Here is a 13,497-nt window from a genome sequence, read left to right as displayed (position 1 = left end):
CGAAAGATAGGGTTTTGGTCCGGCCCCGACAACGTGTTTTGACCCGCCCACGCGCAAACCCGCTAAACTGGTTACTTCGGCGGGAACAAAACCAGCGTCTGAAGGGCTGTTCCGACCGGGCCTTCGGTGTCGAACAGAACCGATTGTGACATTCCTATACCCGACGATTGCCAATGGCATAAGGACTGTGAGGCCAACCAGTCCGACGTGGGTTCGCGGTGAATCTGCACCGTCAGGTCCGTGTTCATGAACCCCATCTCAGACGTAGGCGCGTTCCACGAGATCCCGTTCCCGCAATCCGCTAGCGGGCATAGCGCCTGAATCGGCGACTGCGCTTCGCCCTCCAACAGCGTCGGGGTGCGCATCCAGACCGTCTTTGGACCGGCGTTCTGGTTACCATCCTTGGGGTAGAGAATGTCCGAATGGTTTGCGAATCCCGGCAAGTCGTGACGGGTTTCGCCAATCGGGAACGGGCCAGTCACTGCGTCGTCAAGTTTGGGCGGCGGCAACATGATATTCGGAACCGGTCCCAAATCACGCCGTACCATGTGCATTGTGGTAGCCGAGGCGCACAGCGTGTCATCCAGATCGTGTACCGTGACACGTGTGGTCGCCAACGTCTTGGTATGGCGCGTGGTTTCCGCCGCCACACGCAAACCTGCCAACGGTAGTGGGCGCAGCAGATCCACCGTCAACCGGGTCAGCATTTTTTCCGGGCCGATCTCTGTTTCGGCCGCGCGGACGATCAGCCCCGAGACCGGACCGGCATGGCAATGATCCGCAGACCAAGGCCCACGTGCGGGATCATTGCCGATAAAAGCACCGTCAGCCCTAACATGGAAATAGGCTTGTTCCTTCAGGTCCGGTTTCAACACCATCTAAAACCTCAGACTTTTTCCTGTGTGTACTTCGTCAACTCGACTCGTGCCACCTGACGACGGTGCACTGCATCAGGCCCGTCCGCCAAACGCAAAGTACGCACATGCGTCCATGCCGTAGCCAACGGGGTGTCCTGGCTAACCCCTTGTCCACCGAACATCTGAACAGCCTCATCAATGACCTTTAGCGCCACGCGTGGAGCGATGACCTTGATCTGACTGATCCACGGGGCCGCAGCTCGGGCGTCGCCCTGATCCATGTACCACGCCGCCTTCAGGCACAGCAGACGGGCCATTTCGATCTCCATCCGGCATTCGGCAATGATATCGTAGTTGGCTCCAAGCTGCGCCAGTTTCTTACCAAACGCCTCGCGTTGCAGCGAGCGTTTGCACATCTGCTCCAGCGCTGATTCTGCCTGACCAATTGCGCGCATGCAGTGGTGGATTCGGCCCGGTCCAAGGCGACCTTGTGCAATCTCGAACCCGCGGCCCTCGCCCAGCAGGATATTCTCGGCCGGCACCCGCACGTTAGAAAAGCGAATGTGCATGTGACCATGCGGGGCATCGTCGTGGCCGTAAACCTGCATCGGGCGCAGAATCTCAATCCCCGGCGCGTCGGCAGGCACAACAATCATCGACTGCCGTTTGTGCTTGGGTTGCTCGTCACCTGCCGTCTTGACCATCACAATATAGACCTTGCAGCGCGGATCGCCCGCCCCCGATGACCACCATTTTTCACCGTTCAGTACGTATTCGTCCCCATCCCGCACACAGGACATCGATACATTCGTGGCATCGGATGAGGCCACATCCGGTTCGGTCATCAGATAGGCCGACCGGATTTCGCCATTGAGCAAAGGTTTCAACCACTGCTCCTTCATCATTTCCGATCCGTAACGCTCGAACACTTCCATGTTGCCGGTGTCAGGGGCGGAACAGTTGAACACCTCAGCCCCAAGGGGGGTCTTTCCCATCTCTTCGGCGAAAAACGCGTATTCAACGGTGCTGAGGCCAAAGCCTTTGTCGCTGTCGGTCAGCCAGAAATTCCACAACCCTGCGGCCCTGGCTTTTGCTTTCAACCCTTCGAGGATTTCCGCCTGTCGTTCGGTGTATGCCCAACGATCACCCTTATCGATTTCGGCCTGATACTCTTCTTCCAGCGGCATGATCTCATCCCGGACCATATCAGCCACACGTTGCAGCAGAGCGCGGTTTTCTTCGCGCAGGCCGAATGACATGTTCATGAGCTTTCCTCCTCGGACCCAAAAAGCGGGCTTTACCTTTGATCAGAGAATGACTTAGCTGCCGACAGAATGTCTAGCTGTGTGACGGAACGTCAATTCAATCAAAATGAAACTGGGGGAATGAGTCATGGCGCTGCTGATCGAAACCGGGCTGTCTGATTGGATAAGCGATGATGACATCGCAAAAACGATCCGGGAAATGCAACCCGGCGCGGATGTGCGAACCCCGGAAACGATTGGGGACGCAAGCGAAATCACAATGGTCGCGGTTGTCGGTCTGGACAACGACCACCCTAAACGATTGCCGAACCTTCAGCTGGTTCAGAAACTGGGCGCAGGGGTCGAAACGATTGTCGGCAACCCGAACCTGCCCGATCACGTTCGTATCGCGCGACTTAAACCCGACGCACCGGCGCAGGGCATTGCCGAGTGGTTCGTCGCCTACATCCTTCATCATCAACGGAATTTGCCCTTTCACGAAGCCGCTCAGCGCAAAGCGGAATGGTTGCCCAAAGCACCCATTTTCACGCCCGACACCGTCGTGGGTGTTCTGGGCCTGGGCCATATTGGTGCCCGCAGCGCCAGGATGCTGCGCGCCATCGGTTTTCAGGTCATGGGGTGGAGCCGCTCGCCAAAAGAGATCGACGGTGTCACTTGTCTTCATGGCGAGGATGCGCTGCCGACACTGCTGGGTCAATGCGACCATGTATGTGCAATTCTGCCATCCACACCACAAACCATCGGGCTGTTTGACGCACAAATGCTGGCAGCCATGAAACCCGGCAGTCAGTTGCTGAACGCCGGGCGTGGCGATCTGATCGATGAAAGCGCCCTGGTCAACGCACTGGACCGTGGCGCACCCGGCCACGCCGTTCTGGATGTGACAAGCAAAGAGCCTCTGCCCTCAGACAGCCCCTTGTGGTCCCATCCTGGGGTAACGATCACCCCACATGTCTCGGGCTGGCATTTGGGCGAAGCGCTGGCTGACGTGGCCGAGAACTTCCAGCGCCTGACCGCCGGAACGCCCTTACTGCATGAAGTCGACCGCAAGCGCGGTTACTAGACCTAAATCAAGGAGTCAGAATCCAGTTCCCGCTGGCATCCCGGCAGTTGCGGGTTCTGACTTCACGCGATTGATCCGCACCTGCGGGAACTATGAAATGTTGAAGATGCACGCAATTGTCCCGGACCTCGCGCACCCGGACAGTGCCCTTTGACCCCGTGTCACTATTAGACCACGTGCGCTCAGTTCCGACCTGCGGTGTTCCATCTGCCAACATCGCATTGGTCGTGTCGTTAACGACGCTATAGTCCTCGGGGCTCAACCCCATCTCCGCGATAATCCTCGAAAGTGGCTTAGCTTGAGCCAGGGAAACTGCGCCTATAAAAATGGCCGTTGCAAACAGGGGTGAAATCCAGGCTTTCATGATCTTCTTGCCTTGCTGAAATTAGTTTGTCCGCAAGACTATACCGCGGGGCAGCGAGGGCCAAGCCCTGCTGGCCGACATTCCAACAATCCCGAAGCCCGCCAAATTTCACAGAGTTCACAAAAGGCCTATGAGCCCACTTTCGTCTTGTCCGCACCTGACCCGAAAATCATCGATGACCTTATGTATCGCCTGTCGAGATGGCCGAAAACAAAGGGCGCGGATTCCCCGGATCGTGCACCATGACCTGCATACCGACATCGTCAAATTAGCACCCGGCGCGGTTCCATTTTCCGAAACTCATGTCGTGAAACGCAGGCTGTATGTAGTTGAAGGCAAGGCAGTCTTTCGGCTGAAACCGGATTGAGTCGATGTGGATGCCATCCATTACATCTAGTTGTGCGCTTCCTGCCCTCAACTCTGCCGTGCGTGCGGGTCGGGGCGTTTTCGCCATCCGCTTTACGAGATTGGGAACCGGGACATGCCGTTGACGTTGCTCAAACACTAGGCTTTTAAACGCTTTTTTTCGGTCAGGGGTTCACAGAAGCCTGTGAATCTGGTGAAATAACAGCGGTTTTTAGCACTGGAGATTGTTCAATGGTACTGCGCGTAACGATGCTGGCACTGGCAGCTGCAATTGGTTTGACGGCATTTGATGCAACGCCTGTCGCCGCAAAGGAAGAAACTAAGCAGGTTTTCGTCATGAGCCGCACATGGGCGGTGACACAGGTCTCGGACGCGCCGGTTACGTACCGTGCGACGCGCGACAACAACAACCTGAACCCCTTTGGCCCGCCGCCGCGCCTGCGCACCATTCAGGCCATCGCCGCCATTCAGCAGGCAACCGGCTGCAGACCGATCGTGGCCAGCATGTATCAGAACATCTCGGGCCAGTTCTTTTCGCAGGTCAGCTGCAACTGACCATAGGTCACAACGGCCATTGAGCTATTGGCAGCACGCTGCCATAGCTTGCGCATGAAACTTGCAATCAACGGATTCGGCCGTATTGGCCGCACCATTTTGCGGCAGCTGCTGGCTTTGCCGCAGGATACCGATATTGAATTGGTTCTGATCAACGACATCGCCCCGCTTGAGACCTGCGCATATCTGTTCAAATACGACAGCACGTTTGGCCCCTACGCCGGAACGATAGAACAGGGTGATGCGGCACTCATAGTTGATGGGCGTAAATTCCCCATGACTCACAGCCCCAATCTAGCGCATGTCGATCTGTCCGGCGTCGACGTTCTGATGGATTGTACTGGCGTTGCGAGAACCTCGGATGTGGCCAGTCAGGGCCTGACCGCCGGGGCCAGCAAGGTGCTGATCTCAGGCCCTTCGCCCGCGACTGAAATCACTGTCGTATTGGGTGCCAACGAAGACCAGCTGGGTAATGCGCGGATCGTATCGAACGCGTCGTGCACCACCAATGGACTTGCGCCCTTGGTCAAAGTGCTGGACCAGATCGGCGGGATCGGATCGGCCCACATGACCACGATCCACTGCTATACGAACAGCCAGCCCATGGTCGACGCGCCACGCGGCGACCTGGCGCGTTCGCGCGCAGGCGCACTGTCGATGGTGCCCACTACGTCAAGCGCCACACACCTGATCGACGACGTCATGCCGCATCTCGCGGGCCGCATCTCAGGCGCTGCTGTTCGGGTTCCGACAGCCAGCGTATCCGCCGTTGATCTGGTCGTGACCCTGAATCGTGGAATGTCTGCAGAGTTGTTCGAAACCGAATTTCGCGCGGCCGTTCAGGCATCGCTCGTTTTGGGATGGACCGATTTCCCTCTGGTCTCGTCAGACCTGCGTACACGCCCTGAGTCACTGGTTATCGCCGGACCCGAGACCCGGATGGTCGGAGAGCATCAGGTCCGTGTCTTCGGATGGTATGACAATGAATGGGGGTTTTCAGCGCGTATGCTGGATGTTGCCCGCCTTATGACACACCGCTGAACTTGCGGTGCCGCAGCAGGCGGGCTTGCCCGCACGCTGCCGGGCCCAACTGGGCCCAAGCATCCCTGATGCGAAGGGGCCAGGCGGGAGAACCCCAATTTTCTACGATCTCCAACGAAGTATCGCACCTGAACTCTTCCGGGTTTGGCGCCGTGCCAAACCGAAGTATCACGGCACTCAAATCGGCCCCGCGCAATCAGATCAGCACCTCCGGCAACCGAAACTCAGCTTTCGAATTCACCTGACAGCACGCTTCGCTGAATTCTGCGTCTGGATTCTGTGCGACCCATTTTTCGAACATTTGCTGGTTTGCGTCTTGTCGTGGTTCCAAACAACGAAGATAAAAGGAAACTCAAACGTCTGGATGCATCGAAGGTTCAAGCCGGGTACGTCGCCCGCTTTTAATCTCCCGGCGGGTTGTCACAGTATCCGATTTTGACGCGGGATAGCCACGACGCTGCAAAGGTCGCCTACTTGGAACCTGAGGGCTGCGATCTGATCATTCACAGGTTCCGCAATGCTGGTTCCTGATCCCGGGACCGATCAAACACACAAACCGCTAAATTCGCGTGACACAGGATTTGGCCTTTTCCTGTGGGTACTCTGATGCTCTAACATGAATGTAATCAGCCGTTGTTCGTACAAAACGGCAAATGTGATTTCGAGTTGGGGCAGTTGGAGCTATCAGATGACGGGGAGCAGATCGCGCGCCTATTTGAAGAGATGCCTTCTTGGCGCGCTTGCAATGACCCTGCCGACCGCATTGGCCGCGCTGGAGACCACTTTGACGGCACCGGGTGCCTCAAAAGAGCTTGTCGAACGGATGGAGGAAACGTCTTCGGTTGCAACCGCGGAATCCCGCGGGCTGGAAACGCCGCTAGAGATCCTGTCGGCAGCTCTGTCGGATTACCGCACACTCGTTCAGATCCTGTATGACGAGGGGTATTTCAGCCCGGTTGTCAGCATCAAACTGGATGGCAAGGAAGCGGCTGAGATCAGCTCTCTCAGCGTACCGGCGCAGATCAATAACGCGGTCATCACGGTCAATACCGGCCCCAAATTCACTTTCGGCGAAGCCATAGTGCAACCGGTTACACCTGAAACAACACTGCCTGAAGATTTTGCAGTCGGCAAACTCGCAACCACTGGCGCTATCCAACAAGCCGCGTCCGCTGGCGTACAGGGATGGCGCGACGCAGGTCATGCCAAGGCCGCGGTTGAAGGTCAGAAAGTCATTGCCCGCCACTCCGAGGCCAAGTTGGATGCCGAAATCGACCTTGCCCCCGGCCCGCGCCTGAGATTTGGCAAGATGATCATCAAGGGCGACACCGACGTGCGCCACCGGTCGATCGAAAAGATCGCCGGCTTTCCGGCAGGCGAGGTGTATTCGCCCGAGAAAATTCAGAAGGTCGGCACGCGTCTGCGAAGAACCGGCACCTTCAATGTGGTTTCAATTGAAGAGAGGGAAACCCCGAACCCAGACGGGACATTGGATTTCGATGCCACATTTGAAGATCTGCCAAAACGCCAACTTACATTTGGCGCTGAGATCGCATCGCGCGACGGGGTCGACGTCACCGCGACCTGGACGCATCGCAACGTGTTCCGGCGTGCTGAACGCTTGCGGTTCGAAGTGGCGGTCCGCAATATCGGCGGTGCCGAGGACATCGACGGTCGGATCGGTCTGCGTCTTGATCAACCCGACCGACTTGGCCCTGATGACAACACCTTCTGGAACGCGCTTCTGGAACGACGCAATACTGAAAACTACAACGTCACAGTTGCTTCGCTGGCATATGGTGCCCGGCGCACATTCTCTGATCGGCTATATGCCGAAGCCTCAGCCGGGTTTCAGTGGTCCAGTGCGGACGACGCTTATGGCGACGACCGCAGGTTTCGGTATTTCATCCTTCCTTTGCGCTCAGAATGGGACGAGCGCGACAGCAAAGTCAGCGCAACACGCGGCTTTTATCTGGACGCGCAGATCACTCCCTTTGCCGGTCTATCCGAAACCGAAAGCGGAATTCGGATGTTTTTCGATGGGCGCGGCTACACCAGCTTGGGCACGGGCGGCAGGTTGGTTCTGGCCGGCCGCGTGCAACTGGGATCGGTGCTCGGGCCGTCACCGGACGGTGTAACGCCTGACTTCCTGTTTTTCTCAGGCGGTGCCGGAACGGTTCGAGGCCAACCCTACGAAAGCCTTGGCGTCCCTGTCGGCACCGGTATTGCGGGTGGTAAGTCTTTCCTAGGCCTCTCTGCAGAAGTGCGCGGCAAAGTCACCGAAGCCATATCCCTGGTTGGTTTTTATGACTACGGTACCGTTGACACATCCTCATTCATCGGCAGCGGCGCAGAATATCACGCGGGCGCCGGACTTGGGGTCCGGTATGATCTGGGCGGATTTGGTCCGTTGCGGCTGGATCTGGCCGTTCCAGTGCAGGGTGACACCGGCGACGGTTTGCAGTTTTATATCGGGATCGGACAGGCATTTTGATTGGACGTCGCGCATATCCGCTATTGTTTTCGGGGCTGATGCTGTCTGCCCCTCTGCCACTTGCCGCGCAGGACGAAGGCGGCAGCATGCTGGAGAACTTCCTGCAGGATACACTCTCTGGCGACGACCAAAACGTGACCGTTAAGGGCCTGCAGGGCGCGCTGAGCGCCCGCGCGACAATTGAAGAGATCACAGTTGCCGATGATGAAGGTGTTTGGCTGACCATCAAGGACGCCGAACTTGACTGGAACCGTCTGGCGCTGATCCGCGGCCGATTTTCGGTCAACTCTCTGACCGCGCAGGAAATCGATATTGCCCGTGCGCCGGGCACAACGACCAAGGAAGAACCACCTGCTTCGGTGGAAACGCAACCGTTTCAACTACCCGAACTACCGGTTTCCATCGAAATCGGTGAAATCCGGGTGGATGAGCTGTCTCTTGGTGAGCCATTGATCGGTGTCGCCGCTGATCTGAGCGTGACAGGCAACCTGTCGCTGGCAGATGGGGCGCTGGACACCAATCTGGACGTGATCCGACTGGACCGCGCAGGGGATGAGATCAAGCTGGCGGCCGGGTTCCAAAACTCTACAAGTGAGATCAACCTGGATTTACAGGTGAACGAAGCCTCTGGTGGTCTAATTTCAACCGCGCTGAAGATCCCCGACAGCCCGCCGATCGGCCTGACAGCCAAGGGCACGGGTCCTCTGACGGACTTTACTGCCGATATCGGGCTGAGCAGCGACAACCAGATGCGCGTCACCGGACAGGTTCAACTCCAGGCGGCCGAGGGCGGAGCAGCCGATGGCATCGCGTTCACCGCGGATCTGAATGGCGATCTGACCCCTTTCCTGGGGCCGGATGTCGATCCCTTCTTTGGCCCAAAATCGCGGCTTTTTGTGGATGGTCAGACCAAGCCTGAAGGCGCGTTGGATATCTCGGATTTGGAACTCATCACGCAGGCGCTGGACCTGAAGGGTGAGTTGCAGCTGGGCGAAGGCAGCACATTACAACTGGCTGCGCTGCAGGGGCGCATCACCCCGCCAGATGGCGAAGCCGTCGTTCTTCCGGTCGCCGGAGGCGACACCTCAATCAAGTCGGCGCAGCTTTCAGCGCTTTTCGATCGTCAGAACGGCAACCTTTGGGACCTGAGCCTGACGGCCAACGAGTTTACATCTCCGCAAGCAAAACTGGGCGATGCCCGGATCACCGCTCAGGGCACCCTGGATCAGGTAGACGTTTTGACGGTCGATGGCGACGTTCAAGCCGTGGTTGACGGGCTGGATATGGCCGATGACGCACTGAGCACAGCATTGGGCAATCAGATCACACTGGATGGCCAGTTCGACTATAGCAGCGACCAATCGCTGAACCTATCGGGGTTCGAGCTTGTGGGGTCTGATTACACATTAGCGTTGGACGCGCTGATCTCAGGTCTGACCAGCGGCTTGACGGTCGACGGGACGGCCAAGCTGGACGCAACAGACCTGTCGCGCTTTTCGGACCTTGCCAAGCTGGATCTTGGCGGGCAGGTCTCGGCCAGCGTGACCGGGAAAGGTTCACCGCTGGAACGCAGCTTTGATGGCAAGGTCGTCGTCCAGGGCCGCGACCTGTCCACCGGTCGTGACGATATCGACCCGGTGATTACCGGAGAGACCACGATCACTCTGGACGCAAGCCGCGGCACAGACGGTATTACCATCCGCGAGTTTGATCTGGACAGCGAGGCCGCCAAGGCCGTAGCCAGCGGTGTTGTGACAACCCCGGACGGCAATCTAACGATTGATGGGCAGGCTCGGGTCAACGCATCGGATTTGTCTGTTTTCTCGGGCTTGGCAAAACGCGATCTGGGCGGTGCGCTGCAGGCGACCGTAAACGGCAAAGGCACGGTACAAACGCTGGAGTTTGATGGTACAGCCAGTGTGATTGGTCAGAACATCAAAACGGGAATGTCTGATATTGACCCGTTGCTTACCGGCAGAACCGAGATTGAATGGGACGGTGCCAGAACCGCAGACAGTATCGAAATCCGCAACGCAACCGTGAACGGTCGCGCCCTGAGCGCGCAGGTTCAGGCGACAATAGACGATCCCTCCGGCGATCTGTCGGCTGATGGTCAAGCGCAGATGAGCGTGCCAAATCTTTCGTTGTTTTCTGGTTTGGCCGGGCGTGATCTGGCGGGTTCTGTCGCTGCGAACGTGCAAGGCAATGGCACATTGGCCACCCGAGCATTTGATCTGCAGGGCAAACTAGACGCAAAAGATATTCAAACCGGTATCGACGCCGTGGACAAGTTGATCCAGGGTCAGACGACACTGTCGGTTGATGCTCAGAACGGAAAAGATGGCCTTAGCATCCAAACATTCCGCCTGAACGGAACAGCCATAACTGCCACAGCATCGGGAACGCTGGATCGTCAGTCAGGTGGCTTGGATTTCTCAGTCAAGCTGGACGATCTGGCACGGGTGATGAACACAATGTCTGGTCCGCTGACCCTGGACGGAAACGTGGCCCCGACATCTTCGGGCGTAGAAGGCACGGTCAACCTGAATGGTCCCGACAGTTCGTTCGCCAAACTTGCCGGGACGGTGGACAGTGATGGATCGGCGGATCTGGATTTTGACGCCAAGTTCAACCGGATCGAGCGTTTTTTGCCTGAATTTCCCGGCACCGTAGCCGCCAATGGCAGCGCCAAGCGCAACAAGGGTGTTTGGACTATCGACGCAACGGCCGACGGACCCGCGGATATCAAAAGCAACGTCTCGGGAACGTTTGACGAAAGCACCGGTGAAGCCAACATGAAGGCAGTCGGCGGCGTCAATCTTGGCATCGCCAACATCTTTATCACGCCCAACAAGATCGAAGGCAGCGCCCGCTATGATCTGACACTATCAGGTAAACCCGCGCTGGAATCCCTGTCCGGTTCGATCACCACGTCCGGTACCTCGCTGGCAATTCCCGGTGCAGGACAAACGATCACAGGCATCAGCGGATCGGTCCAACTTGCAAACAGCCGCGCCACGATTTCCGTGAGCGGCGGCCCACGCTCGGGCGGTAACTTCACCGTCAGCGGACCTGTAGACCTTACGCCACCATTCAATGCCAATATCTTAACCGCACTCAACAGCGTCGTTCTGACAGACAAGTTGCTGTATGAAACAACGCTGAACGGGGAAATTGCCATGACCGGGGCGTTGGCGGGTAACAGTTCGATCGCTGGGCAGATCACGTTTGACGAAACCAATATCAACCTCGCGGCTGCATCAGGTGCCGTTGGGGCTGCGCCCATTCCGGACATCGTGCATGTTAACGAAAGCCAGGCGGGCTATGTCACCCGTGAGCGCGCTGGTCTGGTCGAAAAAGAAGGCGCAGGCAAAAGCGCTTCACGTATCGCGCTGGACGTCAGTCTTTTAGCCCCGAAGGCCGTGTTTGTCCGCGGGCGTGGTGTTAACGCAGAGCTAGGGGGAAAAATCCACATCGGCGGCACCACTACCTCGGTCATTCCATCCGGTCAGATCGAGCTGATCCGTGGCAATTTTGACATTCTTGGTCGCAGGCTGGCACTGACCAAAGGCATTGTTACGCTGCAGGGGGACCTGACGCCCTATATCGAGTTCGAATCCTCGACCAGCACCTCTGACGGCACCGCAACGATCGAGATCGCCGGGCCACTGGATTCGCCCGAGGTCAACGTCTTTTCCGACCCAGAGCGCCCGGCCGAAGAAGCGCTGGCAATGCTGTTGTTTGGCAATCGGTTCTCGGAATTGTCGCCGTTCGTGATCGCTCAGATGGCCGCCTCGTTGGCGCAACTCAGCGGCGCTGGCGGAGACGCAACCAAAGGTCTGCGTGAGTCGACAGGCGTCGACACCGTGGACATCGGCGTGTCCGATGGTGGCGCGGGCCGGCTCGGCGCAGGGGCGTATCTGAGCGACAACCTCTATACCGATTTCACCGTTAACACCGAAGGTGACACCGAGGTGAACCTCAACCTGGACGTCACCGACAATTTCACCGTGAAAGGCACTGTAGACGGCCGGGGTGAGACCGGGGTCGGGATATTCTTTTCGCGCGACTACTAAGCGGGCCTCAGTTCATTTTCTACGGATACCAATCTGCTGTCCAACTTCAGGGGCCGAGCCCAGCGGTGCATGGTCCTGCACCATGCGCTGCAAACGAGCGACCGCCCAGTCCGGATAGGAAACCGACCGTCCGGTTATATGGCTGACATTCATGAACAGCGCCTCTTGCGTGGCGCAAATGGCACCGTCCTTCTCGGACACCATCTGCGCAAAAAAGTGGCCGCGTTTGTGATCTGCATCCAACATTCGGAACCGGATGCTAAAGACCTCGTCCTCTAGAATCTCACGGAGGAAATTCATGTGGGATTGCAAAATGTATGGCCCCTGCCCCATCGCATTGACCTGCGCTTCACCCAGGCCAAGATGATCCACCATCAACAATTCAAGCGCGTTGTCGAACGCAACCCCGTAGTAGCCCACGTTCATGTGACCGTTATAATCGATCCATTCGGGAAGCGCCTTGAAGCCGTGAAATTCAAGCGGGGCGTCATAGGGTCCGTCATGACCGGCCAGCGTTTCAGGCGGCGGTGGCATCAGGTGCTCCTTCTTGCGTTTCAAAAATCGCGACAGCGCGGATAAATCCGGCTGAGGCCCCTTTGATCTTGAACGGGAAACAGGAAATTTCGAACCCGTTGGGCGGCAAGGTTTCAAGGTTCGTCAGTTTTTCCATATGACAATACCCGACCTCCATCGAGGCACGGTGCCCTTCCCAGATAATGGATGCATCTTGGGTCTCAGCATACTCCTGAGCGGTCAAGGGAAACGGAGCGTCCCAACTCCACGCGTCGGTTCCTGTCACGCGCACCCCGCGTTCGGTCAGATACAGCGTTGCCTCACGCCCCATGCCGCACCCTTTGGCCAGGTAATCCGGATGCCCGTACCGCGTCCCGGCTGAGGTGTTTACGACCACGATATCCAACGGTCGCAAGTCATGACCTATGCGTTTCAACTCGGCCTCAACGTCGGCGGCGGTTGCCACATACCCGTCATCGAAGTGGCGAAAATCCAGTTTGACGCCGGGGTTCATGCACCATTCCAGCGGCACCTCGTCAATGGTGATCGCGCGCTCGCCTTTGTTCATGGTCGAGTGATGATGGTAGGGCGCGTCCAGATGGGTGCCATTGTGCGTGGCGATCTGAAGGCGTTCGATGGCCCAGCCCTCACCGCCCGGTAAGTCATCTTTCTTCAGCCCCGGAAAGAAAGACATGACCTGCTCAGCAGTCTGGTCATGGGTCAGGTATTCGATCTGAGGCAGCATGATCGGCGGATCGGACACAATCCCGGTTTCCAGCGGAACGGACAAATCGACAAAACGGCGTGCCATGTGCACCTCCTTCAGAACCGGTGACAGGGTTGGCTGCAGGTAAGCGGCTGTCAAGCAAAGAAAAAGGCGGCCACATGGGCCGCCCTTCTTGC

At 57.6% G+C, this 13,497-nt stretch carries 10 protein-coding genes; 5 read left to right on the top strand and 5 right to left on the bottom strand.

Translation table 11 applies throughout. The features are described 5' to 3' along the window. Nucleotides 1-71: 71 nt before the first annotated feature. Nucleotides 72-875 (bottom strand): thioesterase family protein, encoded by an 804-nt coding sequence (locus ACR0AK_RS03225; protein ID WP_480792356.1) that lies wholly within the window; start codon nucleotides 873-875, stop codon nucleotides 72-74. 11 nt (nucleotides 876-886) lie between these two features. Then, entirely contained in the window at nucleotides 887-2,122 is a 1,236-nt protein-coding gene (locus tag ACR0AK_RS03220; protein WP_480792355.1) for an acyl-CoA dehydrogenase family protein, read from the bottom strand. 127 nt (nucleotides 2,123-2,249) lie between these two features. Between ACR0AK_RS03220 and ACR0AK_RS03215 the strand changes: the two genes are divergently transcribed. Then, on the top strand, nucleotides 2,250-3,185 hold the full coding sequence (locus tag ACR0AK_RS03215) for a 2-hydroxyacid dehydrogenase (RefSeq protein WP_480792354.1): 936 nt from the start codon (nucleotides 2,250-2,252) through the stop codon (nucleotides 3,183-3,185). A 7-nt stretch (nucleotides 3,186-3,192) separates the two neighbouring features. Here ACR0AK_RS03215 and ACR0AK_RS03210 read toward each other — a convergent pair whose 3' ends face one another. After that, entirely contained in the window at nucleotides 3,193-3,549 is a 357-nt protein-coding gene (locus tag ACR0AK_RS03210) for a hypothetical protein (protein WP_170561075.1), read from the bottom strand. A 597-nt stretch (nucleotides 3,550-4,146) separates the two neighbouring features. On the opposite strand from ACR0AK_RS03210, the gene ACR0AK_RS03205 reads away from it, so the two are divergent. The 4 genes from ACR0AK_RS03205 (at nucleotide 4,147) to ACR0AK_RS03190 (ending at nucleotide 12,081) form a co-directional block, all read left to right on the top strand. Then, nucleotides 4,147-4,470: a hypothetical protein gene (locus tag ACR0AK_RS03205; protein WP_170561077.1), complete on the top strand. Its 324-nt coding sequence runs from the start codon at nucleotides 4,147-4,149 to the stop codon at nucleotides 4,468-4,470. Between the two features lie 54 nt (nucleotides 4,471-4,524). After that, nucleotides 4,525-5,511 carry a type I glyceraldehyde-3-phosphate dehydrogenase gene (locus tag ACR0AK_RS03200; RefSeq protein ID WP_480792353.1) on the top strand — a complete coding sequence of 329 codons (987 nt, stop codon included), beginning with the start codon at nucleotides 4,525-4,527 and terminating at the stop codon, nucleotides 5,509-5,511. Between the two features lie 745 nt (nucleotides 5,512-6,256). Next, entirely contained in the window at nucleotides 6,257-8,005 is a 1,749-nt protein-coding gene (locus tag ACR0AK_RS03195; protein ID WP_480792352.1) for an autotransporter assembly complex protein TamA, read from the top strand. Continuing rightward, the gene (locus ACR0AK_RS03190) at nucleotides 8,002-12,081 is read left to right on the top strand and encodes a translocation/assembly module TamB domain-containing protein (protein WP_480792351.1); all 4,080 of its coding nucleotides are present in this window, start codon (nucleotides 8,002-8,004) and stop codon (nucleotides 12,079-12,081) included. Before ACR0AK_RS03195 ends, ACR0AK_RS03190 begins: the two co-directional genes overlap by 4 nt. 12 nt (nucleotides 12,082-12,093) lie before the next feature. Here ACR0AK_RS03190 and ACR0AK_RS03185 read toward each other — a convergent pair whose 3' ends face one another. Beyond that, nucleotides 12,094-12,615: a thioesterase family protein gene (locus ACR0AK_RS03185; RefSeq protein ID WP_480792350.1), complete on the bottom strand. Its 522-nt coding sequence runs from the start codon at nucleotides 12,613-12,615 to the stop codon at nucleotides 12,094-12,096. Further along, a complete protein-coding gene (locus tag ACR0AK_RS03180) occupies nucleotides 12,599-13,405 on the bottom strand; it encodes a cyclase family protein (protein ID WP_170561081.1) in 807 nt (268 codons plus the stop codon). Before ACR0AK_RS03180 ends, ACR0AK_RS03185 begins: the two co-directional genes overlap by 17 nt. Nucleotides 13,406-13,497 lie beyond the last annotated feature (92 nt).

The organism is Ruegeria sp. BI12, from assembly GCF_056537985.1.
The sequence above is the reverse complement of the archived record's forward strand: the minus strand, read 5'-3'. Positions and strand labels throughout refer to the sequence as shown.

Bases quoted from the DNA above. Each gene is read 5' to 3' on its own strand.
- ACR0AK_RS03220 (WP_480792355.1), bottom strand. From the start codon at position 2,122: ATGAACATGTCATTCGGCCTGCGCGAAGAAAACCGCGCTCTGCTGCAA.
- ACR0AK_RS03185 (WP_480792350.1), bottom strand. From the start codon at position 12,615: ATGCCACCGCCGCCTGAAACGCTGGCCGGTCATGACGGACCCTATGAC.
- ACR0AK_RS03200 (WP_480792353.1), top strand. From the start codon at position 4,525: ATGAAACTTGCAATCAACGGATTCGGCCGTATTGGCCGCACCATTTTG.
- ACR0AK_RS03180 (WP_170561081.1), bottom strand. From the start codon at position 13,405: ATGGCACGCCGTTTTGTCGATTTGTCCGTTCCGCTGGAAACCGGGATT.
- ACR0AK_RS03210 (WP_170561075.1), bottom strand. From the start codon at position 3,549: ATGAAAGCCTGGATTTCACCCCTGTTTGCAACGGCCATTTTTATAGGC.
- ACR0AK_RS03195 (WP_480792352.1), top strand. From the start codon at position 6,257: ATGACCCTGCCGACCGCATTGGCCGCGCTGGAGACCACTTTGACGGCA.
- ACR0AK_RS03205 (WP_170561077.1), top strand. From the start codon at position 4,147: ATGGTACTGCGCGTAACGATGCTGGCACTGGCAGCTGCAATTGGTTTG.
- ACR0AK_RS03215 (WP_480792354.1), top strand. From the start codon at position 2,250: ATGGCGCTGCTGATCGAAACCGGGCTGTCTGATTGGATAAGCGATGAT.